Here is a 20,041-nt window from a genome sequence, read left to right as displayed (position 1 = left end):
ATCATGATCCAGCCGCTTTCACGCCTCCTGCGGAGCGCCTACGACCGTCCCGTTCTCATGCTGATGCTGGCGACACTGGCCTGGGGCGGCAATTCGGTGGCGGGCAAAATGGCAATTGGCGAAGTTTCGCCGATGGTCATCGTATTCCTGCGGTGGGCCATCGTCGGCAGCATTGTGCTTGTGACCATGCGCAAGGGCATCGCACAGCATTGGCCGCAGATGCGTCCCTATTTCCCGCATCTGACGCTGATGTCACTCTTCGGCTTTGTTGGCTTCAACATGCTGTTCTACATTGCAGCCCATTCAACCTCTGCGGTCAATCTCGGCATCATTCAGGGCGCCATGCCTGCCCTTGTGCTTGTCGGGGCGATGATTGCTTTCGGCACACGGGTGGCCGCTCTGCAAGTGGCTGGCATCTTTGTCACGATGACGGGCGTCGCTCTGGTGGCGGCCAAGGGCGATCTGAGCAATCTGGCGGCACTGGAGATCAACCTGGGCGACGGCATCATGCTGATCGCCTGCGTCTTTTACGCAGGCTACACGCTCGCCCTGCGCAACCGTCCGCTCGTGCCGGGCGCCATCTTCTTCGGTGTCATGGCGCTTATCTCCTCTGCGGCATCCATTCCTCCGGTGATCTACGAGGTAATGGCGGGAGATGCTCTCTGGCCGACACCAAAGGGCTGGCTGATCGTGCTTTTCATCGCCATCTTTCCGTCTTTCCTCTCGCAGATTTTCTTCATGCGCGGCGTGGAGCTGATCGGCCCGGCACGGGCGGGTATCTTCATCAATCTTGTGCCCATCTTCGGCGCCATTCTGGCGGTTCTGATCCTGAGCGAGCCTTTCCACCTCTACCACGCCCTTGCGCTGGGTCTGGTGTTCACCGGCATCTGGCTGTCCGAGCGGCGAAAGGCACCGGAGGCCGCCTCTGCGTCAGGCGAGGGTTAAGCACATAAAAAAACTGCTCTCAAAACAGCTTGGCAGAGAATTTTAACCACATTTTGCCACATCGCACGCCAAGATAGGCACATGCACACTCCTGTCGTCATCGCGGCCTTCGCCAGCCTTCTTGTTGTCATCGCATTGCTGCAGCCCCTGGCGCGGCGGCTTGACCTCGCGCCCAGCGTTCTCATCGCCGCGGTGGGGGCCATGATCGGCGTACTCGCGGCCTATCTGCTCTACACGCCGCGCACCGACGCATTCAACGCGCTGGCCTATGTCTTCGTCGATCCACCGATCGATTCCGAGACGGTGCTCTACGTTTTCCTGCCGCTTCTGCTGTTTCAGACGACACTGACGCTGGATGTGCGCCGAATCCTGGAAGACTGGGTTCCAATCCTGCTGCTGGCAGTCATCGCCGTGCTGGTGGCCACCGCGATCATCGGCTTTGCATTGTTTCCGCTGGCGGGCGTTTCCCTGGTGGCCTGCCTGCTGCTGGGCGCCATTGTTGCCACCACAGACCCCGTAGCCGTTGTCTCCATCTTCCGCGATATCGGCGCCCCCGGGCGCCTCGGACGCCTCGTTGAGGGCGAAAGCCTGCTGAATGACGCCGCCGCTATCGTGCTCTTCGTTATTCTGCTGGGCATGCTGACTGGTGCGCAGACCCCCGAACCGATGGCGGCTGTCGCCACCTTTTTCCGGTCCTTCATCGGCGGCATCCTTCTGGGCCTCGTTGTCGGGCGCGGAGCGGTGGCCTTCCTGCCGATGATGCGGGAGAACAAGCTGGCGCAGGTCACCTTCTCCGTTGCCCTGCCCTATCTCGTCTACGTGGTCAGCGAGCAGCTGGCGGATGTTTCGGCCGTTGTCGCCGTGGTCGCCAGCGGCATCGTCTTCAATCTCTATGGCCCGGCCCGCATCACGCCGGACGCCTGGTCCTACCTGCATGATGTGTGGGAACAGATTGCCTTCTGGGCCAGTTCCCTCATCTTCGTGCTCGCCTCGATCCTGATCCCCGAGCTGCTGACAGGCTTCCGGATGCTGGACGCCCTGCTGCTGGTCGTCCTCATCGTTGCTGCGCTTGGCGCCCGCGCTGTAGTCATCTTCGGGATCATGCCGCTCCTGGAAATGATGAAACTCAGCGAACCGGTCAATACACGCTACAAGACCGTCATTCTCTGGGGCGGCATGCGCGGCGCGGTGACGCTGATCCTGGCGCTGTCGATCACCGAGCACCGGACCCTGCCGGATGACGTGCAGCGTTTCGTGGCCGTTCTCGCGACCAGCTTCGTGCTCTTCACCCTGCTGATCTACGGCACCACGCTGAAGCCACTGATCAAGATCCTGAAGCTCAACACCCTGTCACCGCTGGATCAGGCGCTGCGGCACCAGTTCCAGGCTCTTGCCCTTTCGGATGTGCGGGACGAGGTGGACGAGGCCGCGCACGCCTATTCCATCTCCGATGCCATCGCCCGCAAGGTCAGTGACGACTACGCGGCGCGCTCGGCGGAAGCGGCTGAAATCAATGCCTTTGCCGAAGACATCATGGACCGTGAGCGGGTGCTGCTGGGTCTCATCGCCCTTGCCGACCGCGAGCGGGTTCTGGTGCTGCGCCATTTCCGCGAGGGCACCGTCTCCAACCGCACCATCACCAGCCATCTGGCCATTGTCGGGCGTATCGCCGATCAGGCGCGGACCAAGGGCCGTACCGGATACAACCGCTCGGCCCGCCGGATCGTCTCTTTCGGCAGGCTGTTCCGCCTTGCCCAGTGGACGCAGCGCTGGCTGAAGATCGACCTGCCGCTGCGCATCCTCGTGGCCGACCGTTTCGAGCGGCTGCTGCTGACCCGCATCGTCCTGAACGAGCTGATCGAGTTCAACAGCAACCGCATCAAGCCGCTTCTTGGCGACCGCGTGGCCTCGATCCTGCACGAAACCCTCGACATCCGCCGTGAGGACATCGTGCAGGGACTGGATGCCATGCGCCTGCAATATCCCGATTATGCCGATGCACTGGAGCTGGACTTCCTGCGCCGCACAGGCGAGCGATTCGAAGAGGCGGCCTACTCCGATGCCTATACCCAGACGCTGATCGGCACCGAGCTTTACAACGATCTGAAGCACGAGCTGTCCCAGCGCCGCACCACAGGCGGTGGCCGCCCGCGCCTGGACCTTGGCCTGAAGACCCGCGATCTCGTTGCCCAGAACCCGTTCTTCTCCGGGCTGAAGGATGCCGAGCGTGAGGAGATCGTCCGCCTGATGCGTCCGCGCTTTGCAACGCCCGGCGAATACATCATCCGCAAGGGCGAGAAGGGTGATGCGGCCTATTTCATCTCATCGGGAGCAGCTGAGGTGCGCACGGCCTTCGGCACTCATGCTGTCGGACGTGGTGACGTGGTGGGCGAAATCGCCCTTCTGACCGGCCAGCCGCGCAGTGCCGACGTGGTGGCCCTTGGCTACTGCAATCTGCTGGTGCTTTCCGCCACAGACTTCCGCGCGTTGATGAAGCGCTCTGCCGATCTGCGCGCCCACGTGGAGCATCTGGCTCAGGTCCGCCTTGGCATGAACCAGGCAGATGCGGCAGCGCTTGCCACGCCGGAATAGCTTTCCCCCGCTGCAGAACACTTTTGCCGCCTTCCGGTCTTGCCGGAGGGCAGGCCCGCGGGCTAGCTTGCAGCCGGAGTTGTCAGACAACATGGCCGCACAGGCCTGTGGCCGTATGGGAGATGTTTCATGGATTTCACCGGCAAGACCGTTCTCGTCACCGGCGCAAGCTCCGGCATTGGCCGTGCCACCGCCATTGCCTTCCTGAAGGCCGGTGCGAATGTGGTTCTCACCGGCCGCCGGGAGGATGCCCTGGCGGACACACTCGCGCGTTCGGGCGCAGCCGCTGACAAGGCCCTGATCCTCGCCGGAGATGTCAGCACCGAGAGCTTCACCGATGGTCTCTTTGCCCGTCTGGGCGAGCGGTTCGGCCGTCTGGACGTTGTGTTCAACAACGCCGGCATCAGCCTGCCCTCGACGCTGATCGACGACATGAAGCCGGAGGACTTCCGCAAGGTGCTCGACGTGAACGTCTACGGCGCTTTCCTCATTGCCCGTGGCGCCTTCGGCATGATGCGCCGCCAGTCGCCGCAGGGCGGGCGCATCATCAACAACGGCTCGATCTCTGCCGCTGTGCCGCGTCCGGGCTCAGTCGCCTACACAGCGTCCAAGCATGCTATCACCGGCCTCACCCGCACCCTGTCGCTGGATGGCCGCCCATTCTCCATCGCCTGCGGCCAGATCGACATTGGCAACGCCGCCTCGGACATGACGGAAGTGATGCAGAAAGGCGTGCCGCAGGCCAATGGCACCATCGCCCCGGAACCGGTGATGGATGTCGCCCATGTCGCCAATTCCGTGCTGCACATGGCCAGCCTGCCGCTGGAAGCCAATGTCCAGTTCATGACCGTTATGGCCACAAATATGCCCTTCATTGGCCGCGGCTGATTTTCTTTCAATATCTCAGGCAGACGCCATCGGACCTTCCGGCGGCGTCTGTATTTTGCAACTGACCTGAGATTAAATCTTTCAGATGGCAAAAAATATTCCAATAATAAATAATAATATAACTCGAAAATACTTTCAGAATTTTTCTGCAAAATCGCCACACAAACACCAAACCGGCAGTTCATCCTAACTTAATGTGCAGCTTTGTCAGTTTCCGGCAAGGCAGAGACATTGTTTTTGATTAGGAATTCGCGGAGCCGGTCCCGTGCATCACCCGCTCTTCAGCTTCCGGCGTATGCGGTACAGTCTGCTTCCGGCTGCTATGCTGTTGCAGGCAGGAATGATGCCGGCCAATGCGCAAGCCGTCTCACAGGGATGCCTCGAGATCAATGCCGGACATTTCAACGCCATGTCCGGCAATCTAAATCAGATCGAGCGGACGGCAAGCGGCTTCGGCAGTGGTGATACCGTGACCATCACCTTCACACCGGACAGCAGCACGCCCTATCGCTACACCCTGTATGAAACCGGCGAAACGCCCAGATCTGCGGCCCCCGCAGGGGCAATGACAATTACCCGCACCATCGAGGGGGCAAACAGTGCATTGACACTGCAGTTCCGGACGGAGGGGCTCTATTTCGGCACGGTCACCGTCACCGCATCCTGTGTGCCATCCCGGGAAACGGGACCTCTCAGCCCGGAGGCAGCCAGCATCCGCAATTTCCGGCAGGCACAGGGGCGGGCGTCTCTTTCCGCCTTGGCGGCCTCGGCCAGCACCATGAGCGATGTGGTGAGTGGCAGCATCGGCACCGGCTTCGGCGGGGGAAAATTCTTCGCGGCAGCCCCCGGCTACATCACCCTCAACCTTGGCGAAGGCATCGCCGCCAAGGAGAATGCGGCACGCAACCGGAAACTCTTCCGAAAGCTGCGGCTGGACGAAAAGCTGGCGCTTGCCGCCACCCGCCAGCCTGTCCCGGTACAGCGCCCGTGGACAGCCTGGGCCACCGTGCGCGGCAGTTGGCTGAGTGGCGGCCCGGAAAGCACCGGCAGTCAGATCAATGCCCTGTCGGGCGTTGGGTACCGGATGGCACCGGATACGATCCTTGGCGTCATGGCCGGGTCCGAGCGCTTCGATTACGGCTACACCTCCGCCAGGTCCGGCCTGATCGGCGAAGGCACCACTCTTGGCAGCTATTCCGGCTGGCGGCTGACGCCGGCACTGACGCTCACCACCATGGCCGCATGGTCGGGCCTCACGTACAAGGGCCGCTCTGATGGCATTGATGGCAAGTTCTCCGGCTCACGCTATCTTCTGGGCGCCGGCTTGAGAGGCCGTCAGACATTTGGTCCCATTACCCTCTCTCCGGAAGCTCGATTCTATGGCGCTTACGAGAGGCACGGCGGCTTCACGGCCAGCAATGGTACCTCGATGGAGGCGATGGACGTGTTTCTGGGGCGCACGACCCTGGGCGCGAAAGCCAGTATCACGCAGACGCTTACCCCTTATATCAAGGCCACTCCTTATGCGGGCGTCTACGCCAACCTGCGTTACTCGCAAGCCCTTGACCTGCGCCACCCCAATACCGAGCCAATGGTGGCCGGAACCTGGTCTGCCCTCACCAGTGCCAGTCTCGGTGTCAACTTTGCTGGCCGCCGGGGCGCCAGCCTCAATCTGGGCGGCCAGGTCTCGGACATTGGAGCCAGCAGTCAAAGCTGGAGCGCCACAGGGCGCCTCTCCATCGGCTTTTGAAGCGCTCAGCGCCGAATGCCCCGCATCATCTGCCGCTTGCCCGCAAAGCCCTTGATGCGCTCCACCTCGAAGCCTGCCGCCTCAAGATTGCGCCGCACCCATCCGGCAGCGCTATAGGTGGCGAAGGTGCCGCCTGCCGCCGTCAGGCCATGGACAGCCCTCATCAATTCCGGGCTCCAAAGCTCCGGGTTCTTCGCGGGAGAAAAACCGTCGAGAAACCACGCGTCCACCGGCAGGGCAGACAGCAGCCCGTCCGGCCCCTGCTCTGCTGAAAGTCCTGGCAGCAGGCTGCGCGCGTCACCAATCCCAAGCCACAGTCTTACGCCGCCCATCGCCGCCAGATGCCAGCCCGGTATCAGGGCACTGTCCTCTGAGGCCATGCCAGCAAGCGCCGCCCGCAGTTGAGCCGCCTCCCCGGCCACCTCCGGAAAGGCCGCATGCGCCCGCTCAAGCTGCGCCAGCGTCATGGGATAGGCCTCGAAGGACAGAAAGGTCAGCTGCGGCGGCGCCTCCAGTGTCCGGATCAGTTTCAGCGTCGCCAGAAGATTGAGCCCCGTACCGAAGCCAAGCTCGCCGATGCTGAAGCTCTGCCGCCCCGCCATCCGCTGCGGCAGGCCATTTCCGGCGTGGAACACATGGCCCGTTTCCGCCAAACCTCCTGCGCGGGAGAAATAGGTGTCGCCGAAGCTCCCGGCACGGGGCACCCCGTCTTCCAGCCATTCCAGCTCCGGCGCTGTGCCTGCCTGCGGCAATTCAGCACTCAAATCCTCTTGCCCTGCCTGTGTCATGCGCTACTGATCGGTTCGTGACAGTTGCATTGGCTTGCATCAACTCCGGATGAGATGTCAAAGCCAATCCATCCTTCTGCCCGCGCCATCAGCCCAAGCCAAGGACGCCCCGCATGACCCAGCAGCCCAGCCCCGCCATCCTTCAGGGGGCACCGGATGTTCTGGTCATCGGCGCTGGTGTCTTCGGCCTCTCCACCGCACGGGCTGCGGCAGAGGCCGGTCTGTCGGTCACGCTGGTGGAAGCAGCTCAGGTGGGGTCAGGCGCCAGTGGGGGCGTTCTTGGCGCGCTGATGCCGCATATGCCCGCCCGCTGGAACGCCAAGAAGGCCTTTCAGTTTGAGGCCCTTGCCGGTCTTGAGGGGCACATTGCCCGGCTTGAGGGCGAGACGGGCCTTGAGACCGGCTACCGCCGCTGCGGCCGGGTTCTTCCCATCACCACGGCGGATCTTCTCGCGCACCACAACGCCCGGGCGGCTGAGGCGCGGACGCACTGGAACACCCCTGCTACCGGCTTTGCCTACGAGATCGAGGAGGCGGGGAACCACGCTGCCTGGCTTGCCCCCGAGGCTGCCCCCTTTGGCGTTGTCCGCGAGACTCTGGCCGCGCGCATCAGCCCGCGCCGCTACCTTCAGGCGCTGGCGCAAGCCTTTTCCGCGCGCGGACGCCTCATCACCGGTGCGCCCGTTGCCAGAGTCAGTGGCAGCGCCCCTTCCGTCACCCTCGCGGATGGCCAGGTGCTGAGCGCCGGGGCCGTCGTTCTGGCGCAGGGCTTTTCCAGCTTTGCCGTGCTGGAGGCGCTGACCGGCAAGCCTCTTGGCGAAGGCGAGAAGGGACAGGCCCTGCGCTTGGCCGCCCCGGAGCTCTCCACCATGCCCGCCGTCTACTGCGACGGCCTCTACGTTGTGCCCCATGGGGACGGCACCGTCGCCATCGGCAGCACCGCGATTGCCGGCCGCACGGACACCGAAGCGGAGCCGGGCCCCGCCGCGGCCCTGCTCGCCCGCGCCATCCGCTTCTGCCCGGCCCTTGCGGGCCGCGAGCTTGTGGAGACCTGGGCCGGAGTGCGGCCAAAGCCGTTTGGCCGTGATCCCCTTGTGGGCCGCATTCCCGGCTTCAACCGGATCTTTGCCGCCACCGGAGGCTTCAAGATCAGCTTTGGCATCGCCCACCTCGTGGGGGCGGCGCTTGCCGCCGAGCTTGCCGGCAAGGAGCCTGAGCACCCCCTGCCCCCGACCTTCCGCGCCAGCGCCCACTTTGCCTAACCGCACAGTTGTTCCTGCTGACATTCCGGCCTCCATCTGCCCCTGGAGCCAAGCCTCCGGACGGCGCTGCTTGCTCAACAAAGGCTTCCATTCCTAAGGACGCCGGGACACTGCACATGTGAGGCGAAGGGCTGGACAGCCCGGCGGCGGTTTATTACTCTCCCTGAAACGAACCGAACGGTTCGGTACGCAAACCGTCACCAAAGTTGCAGGGGAAGACTATGAGCCTTGAAAGCGTACGCGCCTTCTTTGCCAGCAAGGCACCGGACATCGAGGTGATGGTGAAGGACGCCAGCACCGCCACCGTGCTGGAAGCTGCCGCAGCCCTTGGCGTTGAACCGGCGCAGATCGCCAAGACGCTCTCCATCGCCGCCGGCGATGAGACGATCCTTCTGGTCACACGCGGCGATGCCCGCCTCGACAACAAGAAGGCCAAGGCCACATTCGGCAGCAAGGTGAAGATGCTTGGCCTGGATGTGGTGGAAGAGATCACTGGCCACCCGGTTGGCGGCGTCTGTCCCTTCGGCCTTGCCCGCCCTCTGAAGGTCCACTGCGACGTGTCACTGAAGGCCTTCGATGTGGTCTTTCCGGCTGCCGGCGCCGTCAATGCTGCGGTCTGCATCACGCCGGAGCGCATGGCCGAGCTGACGGATGCCATCTGGGTGGATGTCTGCCGCGAGCCGGAAGCCGCCACGCAGGACGCCTGAACGCCGTCCTGCAGCTTCATCTTGCCGCCGCATTCTCTGGCCTTAATGCCGCTCCAGATTTCTATTCGCGGAGCGGACCAGATGATTTCAACCCGTTATTCTCTTGCCCGGCTCGCCGCCATCTCACTTGCCGGCGTTTCCATGACCGTTTTTCCGGCAAGTGCCGGGAGCATCAACGTTACATTCACTCTGTCTGGCGAGGCATTTGACGGCCCGCCCGCCTACGAAATCAGATATGGTGACCAGGAAATAGCCAAGGGCACTGTTGAAAACGCAATCGATACATCCACAGACGGACCGCTCTCCAAGCTGACGGACTGGCAGGACCATCAAAAGTCAGTCACCGTCACTGTCGATTCTGCCGATCTTGAGAAGAACCAGCCTTTCTCCGTCCACTTCACCAATGACAAATGGGGCGGCGCGGGTAGCGGGCTCGACCGCAATCTTTATGTGATTTCCGCACAAGTTGGCGACGTGAAGGTCGCCTCCGGGGACATGAAGGTCCTCGACAAGGCTCAGCCCAAAGACAACGCCACCGGACCGCGCGGTGCCCGGCTTGGCAACAATTCCAGCATTGCCGTGATTGCGCCCCCTGCAACCGGCTGGCTCCCCGCAGCCATGCAGGCCACATCAAGTGCGGGTGCGCCGCAATCTGCCGCAGCTGCCCCTGCCGCCCCTCAGGCCGGAACGTCCCCGTCAGCGCTAGCCGCAGAGCCTGCGCAAGAGGCGTCTCCCGCGGCCGGCTCTCAGACAGATGCCACAACACCAGCTGCGCCGGAAAAAGTGCCGAATGCGCCAAAGTCAAAGGCCTCGACCAACACGGCAACCCCCAGCCCGAAAGCAAAATGCGCACCGAAGACGCTCGGCGTTTCCGGTTTCCCGCTCAATCGCTCGGATCTTCCCGCTGATGCTCTGCCGCAGTTGAAGGCTCTGGCCGAGGCGGCTGCGAAGGAGGGCTGCAAACTGGAAGTCACCGGCTTCAGCTCCGTCGCAGGTCCGCGCAAAATGAACGAAGCCCTTGCCAATGTGCGTGCAGATGCTGTTGCAGATTTCCTCAAGGCCCAGGGCGTCAGCGCAGACAGCATCACCGTTGTATCCGGTGGAGAAACCCGCCGCTTTGGCCGCAAGGGCGTCCTCAACCGCCGCGTTACTGTGGAAGTCGTGGACGGAAACTGAGACCAGTTCTCCCGCGAAATGAAAAATGCCCCGGCTCATCACCGGGGCATTGCTGTGTCAGGCTGACGCCAGATCTCAGTAGCTGCGGCCCACGCTGACGTAGTTGAAGCCGCGCTGGGTCATGTCTTCCATGCGGTAGATGTTTCGCAGATCAACGACATTCGGCGCCCGCATGATCGACTTCAGACGGGTGAGATCCAGCGCACGGAACTGGTCCCATTCGGTGATGATCACCACTGCATCCGCATTCTCGACCGCATGATATGGGCCGTCGCAGAACATCACGTCCGCCATCGACTTGGATGCCTCGTGCATGCTCACCGGATCGAAGGCGCGGATTGTGGCACCGGCTTCCTGCAGGCGCTTCACGATCGGGATGGACGGTGCTTCGCGCATGTCATCGGTGTTCGGCTTGAAGGCAAGGCCAAGCACGGCGATCGTCTTTCCGGCAATGTCGCCGCCGAGATGACGGATCACCTTGTCGGCCATCGCCAGCTTGCGGTCATCGTTGACCTTGATCACCGTATCGACGATCTGCACCGGAGACCCGGCCTCATGGCCGATCTTGGACAGGGCCAGCGTGTCCTTCGGGAAGCAGGAGCCACCGTAGCCGGGGCCTGCATGCAGGAACTTGGAGCCAATGCGGTTGTCGAGGCCGATACCACGCGACACTTCCTGAACGTTCGCTCCCACCTTCTCGCAAAGGTCGGCCATCTCGTTGATGAAGGTGATCTTCACAGCGAGGAACGCGTTGGCGGCATATTTGATCAGCTCTGACGTGCGGCGGCGCGTCACCAGGATCGGCGTCTCGTTGAGATAGAGCGGGCGGTACAATTCGCGCATCACCTGCACGGCGCGCTGGTCATCCGTGCCGACAACAATGCGGTCCGGACGCTTGAAGTCCTCAATGGCCGCACCTTCGCGCAGGAACTCTGGGTTGGAGACAACGGCAAAATCAGCTGCCGGATTGACCCGGCGGATGATGTCTTCCACCTCGTCGCCGGTGCCGACCGGCACGGTGGACTTGGTCACCACGACCGTGAAATCCTTGATGGCGGCAGCGATCTCTTCGGCCGCACCATAGACGTAGCTCAGATCAGCATGCCCGTCGCCACGGCGCGACGGCGTGCCCACGGCAATGAACACCGCATCCGCGCTGGCAATGGCTTCAGCCGCGTCGGTGGTGAAGGACAGACGCTCTTCGCGCACATTCTTGGCCACCAGTTCAGCCAGGCCAGGCTCATAGATGGGGATCTGCCCCTTGTTCAGGGCTTCGATCTTGCTGGCGTCCTTGTCGACGCAAATGACGGTGTGACCAAAATCCGCAAAGCAGGTGCCGGACACAAGCCCGACGTAACCAGTACCAATCATTGTCACGCGCATGGCGATAACCTCATTTACTCAAATATTGCTTGCTTTCAGAACCACCGGAGCAAGCTCCGGATCGCCGATCGCGATGAAAGCGGAATTCTCGAGCCCACTGCCATCCCGGGAGGCGGGAGCGTGGTACGCGAGTTCCGTGGCCTCTGCCCCGCCCGGGGTCAGCGACAAAACCCGTCCGCCGGCTGCACGCAGAACCGCATGCCCGGCAGCAATATCCCATTGCATGGTCGGCGAGAGGCGCGGATAGACATCCGCACGCCCTGCGGCCACCAAGCACAATTTCAGTGAAGATCCTGCGGATGTAACGTCCGCGACAGGCAGTTGCTCAATCAACTGTTTCGTATGCGCGCAGGCATGGGAACGGCTGGCCAGCACCGTCAAGCCGCTCTCCGGCGCAGGACGGACATGGACCGGCACGCCTTCCCCCGCCTCAAGCGCGTCAGATCTGACCCAGGACATGCGGGCATCCACACCACTGGTCCAGTAGATTTCACCTGATGCGGGAGCATAGACGACACCAGCCACCGGAATGCCCCGGTCAATCAGCGCAATATTGACTGTGAATTCGCCGTTGCGGCTGATGAACTCCCGGGTTCCATCAAGTGGATCAACGAGAAAATAGCAGCTGGCTGCAGCTGGCACATACCCGGCAGAAACCGCCTCTTCCGCGATAACCGGTATGTCCGGAAAGAATGTGGCGAGCCCCTTGAGAATAACCGTCTCAGCAGCTTGGTCAGCCAGGGTAACGGGCGAGCCGTCCTTTTTTTCGGCAGCTCCGTGGGCACCGGTATAGATCTCAAGGATGGCGCGGCCAGCTTCCAGCGCGAGGCTGATCAACGGCTTGCAATCAATGGCAGCTTCGCCCGCTGCAGCCATTTGGCCAAGCTTTGTCACCCAAGATCCCCACGCTTTGCACTGCTCTTCTCATACAGAGGAAAACAATGAAGTGCGAGCAGAAATTGGCGGCAGAAGGTGCGAGTGAAATCAGCGACTTCCCAGGCACTGCTCAGGCAGCGAGACGTTCTGCGGGCTGGCTTGCAGCACTTGTGCGGGCCTGCGGACGAAGGACGGGGCCAGCCTTTGGCCGCATCATCAGTGCGGCCAATGTCGCAACGGCAAGCGCAACGGGCCAAAATAGCGCCGAAACCACGGCGAGTGCGGCAGAAAAGCGGGAAGAATTGCGGGTTTCAATGAGCTCGGCGAAGGAGAAGGTCAGAAAAAAGCCAGCGATGACACAATAGATCCCACCACCGAAGAGGCTCAGAACAAGGGTTCCAGTCATCGCATACTCCACACCGGGTCGACTGCCGATGCCAATCTCCAGAGGCACTCCTGCCCAATGGAGATCCACGGCATTTGAGTAATTTGATTCATAGACTGGCAATCATTAACAAGGCTTGAACTTCCGCAGCTGCACTACTGTCCCGCAGCATTTCTCTTCAAGCGCCAGAAAAAGTGCACTTCGATAAAATTGTCCAGATCCATTTAAAATGGCCTCAGTAGGAGACGCTGTATCACTGGAACAGGATCAAGGGAAAGCTCCGCGCCGTAAGGTCTCCCCTCGGCGGCAGCAGCTTCCTCCATTAAAAATGGGAAAACGGTCATGTTCAAGAAAGTACTTGCAGCGGCAGCGACATCGCTTTTGCTCAGTGCACTCGCATATCAACCTGCACAGGCCAGTTGGTTTGGCGGTGCCCGTACGCTTGGCGACCCCGAAATCTCGCGCGCCGAACCGAAAAATACGGCACGTGCACCGCTCGCCTATCAGGTCTTTTGTCTGCGCAATAGCAAGGAATGCCGCAAGACGAAGGGAGCTTCCTCAGTTCCCTACACCGCCGGACTTGCAGCCAAGGTGCGCCGGGTCAATCTGTCCGTGAACCGCTCCATGAAGTGGAAGCAAGACGAACGTGAGATCTGGAAGATTGGTGGAGCAGCCGGCGACTGCGAAGACTTTGCCCTGACCAAGCGCAGCCAGCTCATCCGCATGGGCATTCCGGCAGGCGCCCTGCGCATGGCCGTTGTCAAGACCCGCAAGGGGGAAGGTCACGCGGTTCTTGTGGTTCGCACCAGCAAGGGGGACCTCGTCCTGGACAATACGAAGGACGAAGTTGTCACACGCGAGCAGACCAACTACCGCTGGCTTGCCATTGCCTCGTCAGACCCCAGCACTTGGGAACGGCTCTGAGCCCGGCCAGGAACACAACATGAGTGCCCCTGCGGCATTCGTATCACACCGTATCTCAAGACTTTCCTGCCGCGTAAGCCTGCAGCCCAAGACGCTCCGACATGAGCTCGTCCCTGATTTACATCAGGGGCGCCTCTTGTAGCCGTCAACTTCAATGCCCCCGCCTCTGGCAGGTCTCCTTGGACTGGTCAGCCTCATCATCAGAGGCGCATCTGGCCTTTGTTCAGCCTCTCAAAAAGCAGGTGCTGGGCGTAAAGCAGATAAGCCATATAAAACAAGGCGCGCCAATGCCGGCGCGCCTTGCGGGAAATGAAACTTTTTTTGCCAGTTTCAACGCCTCTCGGCACTGCAACAGCAAGAATACGCCGGTATTAGCCGCCGCTGGCAGCCGTCTCGGTATCGATGGTGTTCTGATTGCCGCCACCAGTGTTGCTGGAGACAGTGTCAGCAAGGTTTGCGAGCTGCTCGCGCTGGTTGGCATCAGCGCTGAACTCGGCTGCAGCTTCGATCCCGGCAGCCACATTGGCACCGGCACCCGGAATTTCGGCAAGCTGGGCAGCCAGATCCGCGATCACTGCGGCACGCCGGGCAGCAGGAACGTTAGCGAGAACAGCGCGCACCAGAGCTGCGCAATCACCACCGGAAGCGCAACCGGCGACGGCGGTTTCGACAGTCTGCGCCTGAGAAAATGCGGGGGCAGAAACGCCTGCGATCATCGCGGCAGCTACGCCCATACGGATCAGCTTGAAAAGAGCCATATCGTGTCTCCTAAACTATAAATTTAATCACGCAAAAACGCGCATGCCGTAACGTCGGGCATCTCTCAATTTCCTGTATGCCATACCCTCTAACACTTGTCATCAGTTTTTAAAGATCTCGTTAACCCACCTTGCCTTCATGGTTACCGCCATTCATGCGCATCGCAAGCCCGGCGTTCCGGCATTCTTGGGGTGGATCTGGGCACCGCCGCTTTCCGCTTCTATTCAGTTTTTCAGTGTAATACGCAATATCGTGATGTGGGTAACAGACATGGTCATGCTAGACGCATCACCATGGTTTCAGGTTCACGTTAAGCTTGCATTGCAGGCAAAAATGCAGAGTGATTTTAGCCTTGGCCTCCCGTAGAGTTAACTTCCCCGCCGGCCGCGCATTTGCCGGTGCTCTCGCCGGTTTATGCATGGCAGCAGCAGGCCTCGATGCCGTGCTTGGCGAAAGCAGTGCCTTCTTCACCCGCTCCGGCAACATGGCAGAACGGCTGGAACCGCTTTACAACGGCACCGCCCATGTCAGCCACTCAACCTACGCAAACAAACTTCTGATGCGCGATTGTGACGAGGCACTTTCCTCCGTCTATGCCCGGCTGCTGCCTCAGGAACAGCGGCTGGCCGGCGCGCGCAGCTGCCTTGCCCTGTCAGAGGGCGTGAACGCGTCCTCCCCGGCAGATGGGCTAGCCTGGCTCATTCAGGCAAAGGCACAGGACGCCCTTGGGGATATGCCTGCTGCTACCGCTGCCCTCAGGCGCTCCCAGGAGGCCTCTGCTGGCGAAGGCTGGCTGGCGGTCTCGCGTATCCGTTTTCTGCTGCCAAGGCTTTCCGGGATGGGCGAGGCAGCTCAGGCTGTCTTTGTGCCGGATGTGACGTTACTGGCAATGTCCAGGAATGGCCCTGCCCGGCTGGCTGAGATCTACAAGCAGCACGGAGAAAACGGACAGGCATTGATCGGCGTTATAGACAAGTTGCCAGATACGGCGAAGGCCCAGTTTCTAAAGCAGTTGCGTGCACTGTCCCGTCAGGATTCCTGACAAGCCTCAACGAGACAAGAACAGTGTTTTCAGAGATCATCAGATGTTGAGCAGCAGGACCAGAACTTCCCGAAACAGCCTGTCGGCAGGTGGCAGCGGCACAACGCGCCTCAATGACATGGCCGGCCGCATTCTCATTGCCGTCATATTCGCCGCGCCGGTGCCGCTCGGCAGCAACAGGCCTGTTTTCTGGGCGCTCTGGGCGCTGGTCCTAGGGCTCGTGTTCTCCTGGTATTGCTTCCAGCTTGGCCGCTCCGGTGGTGGCACCCTGCGGCTGCCCCTGTCATCGGCATGGCCCGTGGTCATCCCGTTCCTTGGCGCCGCCGCATTCATGCTGTTCCAGATTCTGCCCATTGGCAGCTTCACCTTCAAGGGGCAGACAGGCGCAACGTTTGAAACCGGTACTGCCAGTCTGGTTCCCGGCGACACGTTTCTGGCACTCCTGCGCTGGCTGTCTTACGGTGTTCTCTTCTTCCTTGCCGCCCAGGCCGGTGTGCGCAAGAACAGGGCGCGGCGGATCACCCTGTTTCTGACAGGCATCGTGACGCTGCAGGCGCTCTACGCCATCGTTGCTCTGCTCTATCTTGGTGACGGGGTGCTCTTCATCGAAAAAAGCCAGTATATGGGCGATGCGACCGGCACCTTCGTGAACCGCAACTCGTTTGCAACGTTCATCGGCTTCGGGGCCATTCTGGCTGCCCTGCTTGCCCTGCCGCCGGCGGCAGATGAACCTGGCGTTCCACCGCCGCAATTGCGGGGCGTGGGCCAGCGCAGCGGCCTGCCGAAGCGTGGTTTCAGAATTTCCTCGTCACAGGTTCTGGCGGCGACGGCCTTCCTCATCATGACGGCAGCTCTTGCCGCCTCAAACTCGCGCATGGGGCTCTTTGCTACCGGATGCGGCCTGGTGACGGCCATTTTGCTGCGCCTGTCCACCCTGCGCGGACGACTGACCGGACTTGCCCTTATGGTCGCGGGTGCCATTGCCATCATCGCCGTCTATGGACAGGGTACGCTGGAACGCAGCCTGACCGTCGAGCGCGATGCGGATGTCCGCCTTGCCGTCTATGAGAACACCTTGAAGATGATCCAGGACAGGCCTCTGCTCGGCTTCGGCGCCAGCAGTTTTGAAGCCGCCTATCCGCTTTACAACATCATGCCCCGGTCCACTGCCGTTGTTTATGACAGGGCGCATTCCACCTATCTCGCCCACTGGAGCGAAATGGGTATCGTTTTCGGCTCTCTTCCGATGGTCATCATAGCCCTCATCATGATTTCATTGCTGGGCGCGGTCTTGCGCCGCGGCAACAGGCAGATCGAGATCTGCGCCGCAGCGGGAGCCATTGTCCTTGGCGCCGTCCATTCGCTTGTCGATTTCAGTCTGGAGATCGAGGCGGTCACCTTCCTGTTCGTCGTTCTGTTAGGTCTCGGGTATGCCGGTGCCAGCGAGCGTGCCGGTCGCCAGAGCGCAGAGAACGGGGGCCAGCCTTGAAACGCTTGCTGGCAGCCTTCAACAGCCTGCTTTCCGGTCGCAACAGCATAAAAGAATCAGGCAACCCGCGCGTCATCATTCACGATGACCGGCCTCAGGTGCTCTATGCCATCGGCGACATCCACGGACGGCTGGACCTGTTCGAGGAACTGGAGGCGATGATCCTGGCCGACGCAGCTGGTTTCCCCGGTCCAGCACTGATCGTCCTTCTTGGTGACCTTGTCGACCGGGGCCCTGCCACGGCGCAGATGCTTGACCGCATGCTGGCCCCACCGCGCGGCGGCATGGAGCGCATCATCCTTGCCGGCAACCACGAGCTGATGATGCTCGGCTTTCTGGAAGACCCAAAGGCAAACATGGCCTGGCTTGCCCACGGCGGACAGGAAGCCCTGTTCTCATATGGCATGAGTGCCGACGAGACCGACAGCCTGCGGCGCAATCCAAAGGCTGCCTACCCGCTGCTGCGCAGCTACATCCCGGAAGAGCACCTCAATCTGCTGGACAGCCTGCCGACTGCCTGCGCAATGCCCGGCATCATATTTGCGCATGCAGGAATCCGGCCAGGTGTGCCGGTTGCCCTGCAGAACGACATCGACCTGACCCGCATCAGGGGCGGCTTCCTGGACAGCACGGCCGATCACGGCGCCATCGTGGTGCATGGCCATACAGTGGTCGAGACGCCGGAGGTGCACCGGAACCGCATAGCCATCGATACTGGTGCCTACGCGACAGGAATACTGACTGCACTGCGCGTGACCTATGATGGCGGCATCTCGTTCCTGCAGACCGGTGCTGGACGTATGGGCACGGCTCAAGTATGACTTTCCGCGATAATGCTTTATCTTCAATCATTGACCCAAGACCTGAGCCCTCCCCTCAGTCTGACAGGAAAGATTTCTTTTCATGGATGACGCAGAGATTGATTTCCGCCATATTTTCGGCATCGTCCGCCGCCAGATCCGTCTCATCCTTGCGACCATTGCGATCGTTCTGGCCGTCGCAGGGATAGCGCTCTTTTCGATTACGCCGCTCTACACAGGGACCGCCCTCGTACTGGTGGATCCAAGCCGCAAGAACCTCCTTGATCCCAGCAGTGCCCTCGGGTCCACGTCCGCAGACAGCGCGCGCGTGGAGAGCGAGGTTGAGATCGTCGATTCAGACGCAGTTCTCCTGTCCGTCATTGCCGAAAAGGGGCTGGTGACAGATCCCGAGTTCGGGGTCAAAATCGGCCTTCGCGACAGGCTGCTCGCCTTTCTTCGCATCAGGGACCTGAGGCTGCCGGCCGGAGAGGAAGCGCTTGGCAACGTTCTGGCCAAATTCAAGAACAATGTCTCGGTCTCGCGCCGCGGTCTGACCTATCTGATTGCAGTCAGCGTGCGCTCCGAGGATCCGGCAAGAGCTGCCGAACTCGCCAATGCCATCACCACCACCTACATCCGCCTGCAGATCGAATCCAAGACGTCGAACACGCGGGACTCGCGCGATATCGTGGAGCGGCAGGTAGCGGATGCAGAGTCTGCCGTCATTTCCGCCGAAAAGGCCTATGACGACTTCATTCTCTCCAACGTCAATGCGATTGCTGAACAGACCGGACGAACCGATCTGACCACGATGCGCGGCCGGATCGACCAGCTGCTCTCCGAACGGTCGATGACCGAAAACCGGGTGCAGGCCCTGCGCCAGAGCGTTTCGCAAAGCGACTGGCAGAGCGTTGCGGATAATCTCCAGGATGCAGCCGTGGCGGAGTTGAACCGTCAGCGCATGGAACTTGAGCGCAGTCTGGCGCAGGCTGAAAGCGGATCTGCCCGGGCCGTCAACCTGCGCGCGGAACTGGACAAGATCAACGCCGGGCTCAAGGAGCAGTCCACCACCGCCCTGCAGCAGTTGCAGAACTCCGCTGCCACCTACGAGCAGGAGGCCGCAACGCTGCGGCGGGACCTGAGCAGCGCGATCCTCAACAGCAACCTGCCGGCCGACATGCTGGCCCAGATCTACCGCCTGCAGCAGATCTCCCGCAACGCCACGACACAATACCAGACGCTGCTGGCCAGGTCGCAGGCGCTGGAAACCGAAGCGGCGCTACAGATCGCCGACAGCCGCGTCGTGTCTCCCGCCTATCCGCCGAACCGCCCCAGCTCGCCCAAGGTCCCTCTGATACTTGGTGTGGCGACTCTCTTCGCCATCGGAGCCGGCCTGGCACTTGCCTTCATCTTCGAGAATTTTGTCGGTGGCTTCACCGATGAAGAGCAGGTTCAGGCCGTCACACGCCTGCCGCTGGCAACTGTTGTCCCACGGCACACGGCCAATACGGCCGCCATGCATTCGGTTTCCGATGCGCTGGTCGACAGCCCCTTGTCAATGTATGCGGAATCCATCCGCAGACTCCGGGCAACGCTTGATAATGCGCTTCAGAACTCCATGGCTCCGAAGCCTGAAGATGCCAAGAAGGCCGGACGTGTGATCATGCTGTCTTCCGCCATGCCTGGCGAAGGCAAGTCGACGCTCGCCCTCTCGCTGGCCCGAACGCTTGCTCTTTCGGGCGCAAGCACGCTGATCATCGATTGTGACTTCCGTAAGCCGAGTATCCAGCGCCATCTGAACATCGAGCCGTCCAATGGACTGGTGGACTTCCTGATCGGCGACATCGGTTCGGATGAGTTGCTGCAGAATATCGTGAGGTCCGACCCGAAAACTTCACTCACAGCTGTCGTTGGCGCCCGCCGGGCAGACGTGCCGACGGATCAGCTGCTCACACAAGAGAAGTTTTCCCGGCTGATCCAGACTGCGCGTCCCCGCTTTGACTACATCGTCCTGGATTCCCCGCCGATCGAGCCGGTCGTCGATGGCCTTTATCTCGCGAAGTATGCGGATGTGATCACGTTTGTGATCCGTTGGGCCCGGACTCCGCAGCGCATGTGCGTCAATGCCATCCAGCGCCTCAACCAGACAAAGAACGAACGGTGCCGTATTCTGACTGTCCTCAATCAGCAGGAAGGCAAGCACTCGTTTTATAACACTTACTCTGACTATTACAGCGAGTGACACAAAGGACATCAGGCAGATAAATTGCATCAT

The 20,041-nt window shown here is 61.2% G+C and carries 17 protein-coding genes; 12 read left to right on the top strand and 5 right to left on the bottom strand.

The features are described from left to right. Nucleotides 1-3 precede the first annotated feature (3 nt). From V6L75_RS05065 to V6L75_RS05050, 4 genes are all read left to right on the top strand, one after another. Nucleotides 4-945, top strand: coding sequence for a DMT family transporter (locus V6L75_RS05065; protein WP_334250421.1), 942 nt, complete (start codon nucleotides 4-6; stop codon nucleotides 943-945). Between the two features lie 81 nt (nucleotides 946-1,026). Continuing rightward, a complete protein-coding gene (locus tag V6L75_RS05060) occupies nucleotides 1,027-3,537 on the top strand; it encodes a cation:proton antiporter (RefSeq protein ID WP_334250420.1) in 2,511 nt (836 codons plus the stop codon). A gap of 129 nt (nucleotides 3,538-3,666) precedes the next feature. After that, the gene (locus V6L75_RS05055) at nucleotides 3,667-4,425 is read left to right on the top strand and encodes an SDR family oxidoreductase (RefSeq protein WP_334250419.1); all 759 of its coding nucleotides are present in this window, start codon (nucleotides 3,667-3,669) and stop codon (nucleotides 4,423-4,425) included. Between the two features lie 340 nt (nucleotides 4,426-4,765). Continuing rightward, the gene (locus V6L75_RS05050) at nucleotides 4,766-6,175 is read left to right on the top strand and encodes an autotransporter outer membrane beta-barrel domain-containing protein (RefSeq protein ID WP_334250418.1); all 1,410 of its coding nucleotides are present in this window, start codon (nucleotides 4,766-4,768) and stop codon (nucleotides 6,173-6,175) included. 5 nt (nucleotides 6,176-6,180) lie between these two features. Here V6L75_RS05050 and mnmC2 read toward each other — a convergent pair whose 3' ends face one another. After that, a complete protein-coding gene (gene mnmC2, locus V6L75_RS05045; RefSeq protein ID WP_334250417.1) occupies nucleotides 6,181-6,939 on the bottom strand; it encodes a tRNA (5-methylaminomethyl-2-thiouridine)(34)-methyltransferase MnmC2 in 759 nt (252 codons plus the stop codon). Nucleotides 6,940-7,076: 137 nt separating this feature from the next. Between mnmC2 and V6L75_RS05040 the strand changes: the two genes are divergently transcribed. The 3 genes from V6L75_RS05040 to V6L75_RS05030 all read left to right on the top strand — a co-directional run bounded on the left by V6L75_RS05040 (nucleotide 7,077) and on the right by V6L75_RS05030 (nucleotide 10,108). Next, nucleotides 7,077-8,225, top strand: coding sequence for an NAD(P)/FAD-dependent oxidoreductase (locus V6L75_RS05040; RefSeq protein ID WP_334250416.1), 1,149 nt, complete (start codon nucleotides 7,077-7,079; stop codon nucleotides 8,223-8,225). Nucleotides 8,226-8,446: 221 nt separating this feature from the next. Then, nucleotides 8,447-8,932: a YbaK/EbsC family protein gene (locus tag V6L75_RS05035; RefSeq protein WP_334250415.1), complete on the top strand. Its 486-nt coding sequence runs from the start codon at nucleotides 8,447-8,449 to the stop codon at nucleotides 8,930-8,932. Between the two features lie 81 nt (nucleotides 8,933-9,013). Further along, a complete protein-coding gene (locus V6L75_RS05030) occupies nucleotides 9,014-10,108 on the top strand; it encodes an OmpA family protein (protein ID WP_334250414.1) in 1,095 nt (364 codons plus the stop codon). A gap of 75 nt (nucleotides 10,109-10,183) precedes the next feature. On the opposite strand, the gene V6L75_RS05025 is transcribed toward V6L75_RS05030, so the two are convergent. The 3 genes from V6L75_RS05025 to V6L75_RS05015 form a co-directional block, all read right to left on the bottom strand. Further along, complete coding sequence (locus tag V6L75_RS05025; RefSeq protein ID WP_334250413.1) at nucleotides 10,184-11,491, bottom strand: UDP-glucose dehydrogenase family protein; 1,308 nt, start codon at nucleotides 11,489-11,491, stop codon at nucleotides 10,184-10,186. A gap of 18 nt (nucleotides 11,492-11,509) precedes the next feature. Further along, nucleotides 11,510-12,385, bottom strand: a complete 876-nt coding sequence (cysQ, locus tag V6L75_RS05020) for a 3'(2'),5'-bisphosphate nucleotidase CysQ (RefSeq protein WP_334250412.1) — start codon at nucleotides 12,383-12,385, stop codon at nucleotides 11,510-11,512. Nucleotides 12,386-12,497: 112 nt separating this feature from the next. Next, nucleotides 12,498-12,773, bottom strand: coding sequence for a hypothetical protein (locus V6L75_RS05015; protein WP_334250411.1), 276 nt, complete (start codon nucleotides 12,771-12,773; stop codon nucleotides 12,498-12,500). Between the two features lie 321 nt (nucleotides 12,774-13,094). Between V6L75_RS05015 and V6L75_RS05010 the strand changes: the two genes are divergently transcribed. Further along, the gene (locus tag V6L75_RS05010; protein WP_334250410.1) at nucleotides 13,095-13,676 is read left to right on the top strand and encodes a transglutaminase-like cysteine peptidase; all 582 of its coding nucleotides are present in this window, start codon (nucleotides 13,095-13,097) and stop codon (nucleotides 13,674-13,676) included. A gap of 371 nt (nucleotides 13,677-14,047) precedes the next feature. On the opposite strand, the gene V6L75_RS05005 is transcribed toward V6L75_RS05010, so the two are convergent. Next, the gene (locus tag V6L75_RS05005) at nucleotides 14,048-14,434 is read right to left on the bottom strand and encodes a hypothetical protein (protein ID WP_334250409.1); all 387 of its coding nucleotides are present in this window, start codon (nucleotides 14,432-14,434) and stop codon (nucleotides 14,048-14,050) included. A 419-nt stretch (nucleotides 14,435-14,853) separates the two neighbouring features. Here V6L75_RS05005 and V6L75_RS05000 point away from each other — a divergent pair, with 419 nt between their 5' ends. The 4 genes from V6L75_RS05000 (at nucleotide 14,854) to V6L75_RS04985 (ending at nucleotide 20,008) form a co-directional block, all read left to right on the top strand. Then, entirely contained in the window at nucleotides 14,854-15,477 is a 624-nt protein-coding gene (locus tag V6L75_RS05000; RefSeq protein WP_334250408.1) for a hypothetical protein, read from the top strand. A 43-nt stretch (nucleotides 15,478-15,520) separates the two neighbouring features. Beyond that, nucleotides 15,521-16,966 (top strand): O-antigen ligase family protein, encoded by a 1,446-nt coding sequence (locus tag V6L75_RS04995; RefSeq protein WP_334250407.1) that lies wholly within the window; start codon nucleotides 15,521-15,523, stop codon nucleotides 16,964-16,966. Then, a complete protein-coding gene (locus tag V6L75_RS04990) occupies nucleotides 16,963-17,787 on the top strand; it encodes a metallophosphoesterase (RefSeq protein ID WP_334250406.1) in 825 nt (274 codons plus the stop codon). The genes V6L75_RS04995 and V6L75_RS04990 overlap by 4 nt, the downstream gene beginning before the upstream one ends. An 82-nt stretch (nucleotides 17,788-17,869) precedes the next feature. Beyond that, complete coding sequence (locus V6L75_RS04985; protein ID WP_334250405.1) at nucleotides 17,870-20,008, top strand: GumC family protein; 2,139 nt, start codon at nucleotides 17,870-17,872, stop codon at nucleotides 20,006-20,008. Nucleotides 20,009-20,041: the final 33 nt, after the last annotated feature.

The sequence above is a fragment of the Pannonibacter anstelovis genome (genome assembly GCF_036881715.1).
In the GTDB taxonomy this organism is placed as follows: Bacteria; Pseudomonadota; Alphaproteobacteria; order Rhizobiales; family Stappiaceae; genus Pannonibacter; species Pannonibacter anstelovis.
Note: the sequence above shows the minus strand (reverse complement) of the source record. Positions and strands in the feature narration are given on the sequence as shown.

Coding starts and splice junctions, on each gene's coding strand:
- V6L75_RS05065 (WP_334250421.1), top strand. CDS start 4: ATGATCCAGCCGCTTTCACGCCTCCTGCGGAGCGCCTACGACCGTCCC.
- V6L75_RS05060 (WP_334250420.1), top strand. CDS start 1,027: ATGCACACTCCTGTCGTCATCGCGGCCTTCGCCAGCCTTCTTGTTGTC.
- V6L75_RS05055 (WP_334250419.1), top strand. CDS start 3,667: ATGGATTTCACCGGCAAGACCGTTCTCGTCACCGGCGCAAGCTCCGGC.
- V6L75_RS05050 (WP_334250418.1), top strand. CDS start 4,766: ATGATGCCGGCCAATGCGCAAGCCGTCTCACAGGGATGCCTCGAGATC.
- V6L75_RS05040 (WP_334250416.1), top strand. CDS start 7,077: ATGACCCAGCAGCCCAGCCCCGCCATCCTTCAGGGGGCACCGGATGTT.
- V6L75_RS05035 (WP_334250415.1), top strand. CDS start 8,447: ATGAGCCTTGAAAGCGTACGCGCCTTCTTTGCCAGCAAGGCACCGGAC.
- V6L75_RS05030 (WP_334250414.1), top strand. CDS start 9,014: ATGATTTCAACCCGTTATTCTCTTGCCCGGCTCGCCGCCATCTCACTT.
- V6L75_RS05025 (WP_334250413.1), bottom strand. CDS start 11,491: ATGCGCGTGACAATGATTGGTACTGGTTACGTCGGGCTTGTGTCCGGC.
- V6L75_RS05015 (WP_334250411.1), bottom strand. CDS start 12,773: ATGACTGGAACCCTTGTTCTGAGCCTCTTCGGTGGTGGGATCTATTGT.
- V6L75_RS05010 (WP_334250410.1), top strand. CDS start 13,095: ATGTTCAAGAAAGTACTTGCAGCGGCAGCGACATCGCTTTTGCTCAGT.
- V6L75_RS05005 (WP_334250409.1), bottom strand. CDS start 14,434: ATGGCTCTTTTCAAGCTGATCCGTATGGGCGTAGCTGCCGCGATGATC.
- V6L75_RS05000 (WP_334250408.1), top strand. CDS start 14,854: ATGGCAGCAGCAGGCCTCGATGCCGTGCTTGGCGAAAGCAGTGCCTTC.
- V6L75_RS04995 (WP_334250407.1), top strand. CDS start 15,521: ATGTTGAGCAGCAGGACCAGAACTTCCCGAAACAGCCTGTCGGCAGGT.
- V6L75_RS04985 (WP_334250405.1), top strand. CDS start 17,870: ATGGATGACGCAGAGATTGATTTCCGCCATATTTTCGGCATCGTCCGC.